The organism is Streptomyces sp. XY431 (assembly GCF_001279805.1).
GTDB classification, from domain to species: Bacteria; Actinomycetota; Actinomycetes; order Streptomycetales; family Streptomycetaceae; genus Kitasatospora; species Kitasatospora purpeofusca.
The window spans coordinates 1-301 of sequence record NZ_LGDO01000401.1 but is presented as its reverse complement, the minus strand read 5'-3'; the positions used below and the strand labels follow the sequence as shown (position 1 = coordinate 301).

The window sequence follows — 301 nt, the reverse complement described above, 5'->3', positions numbered from 1 at the left end:
CTGGTCGAGGTGCTCGGTGAGGGCGGCGACGGTGGGGGCCTCGAAGAGGGTGCGGATCTCCAGGTCGACGCCGAGGGCGGCGCGGATGCGGCCGGCGAGTCGGGTGGCGAGCAGAGAGTGTCCGCCGAGGTGGAAGAAGGAGTCGTCGATGCCGACCCGTTCGAGTCCGAGCACGTCGGCGAACAGGCCGCAGAGGGTCTCCTCCCGCTCGGTGCGGGGGCCTCGGCTGGAGGTCAGTGCGGCGAAGTCCGGTACGGGCAGCGCCTTCCGGTCCAGTTTCCCGTTCGGGGTCAGCGGCAGC

Annotated in this window: 1 protein-coding gene; it reads right to left on the bottom strand. The window is 71.8% G+C overall.

Going from position 1 to position 301, the window contains the following annotated elements; genetic code table 11:
* The coding region (locus tag ADK60_RS27255) for a phosphopantetheine-binding protein (protein ID WP_159400604.1) at positions 1 to 301 on the bottom strand (301 nt) is incomplete at both ends.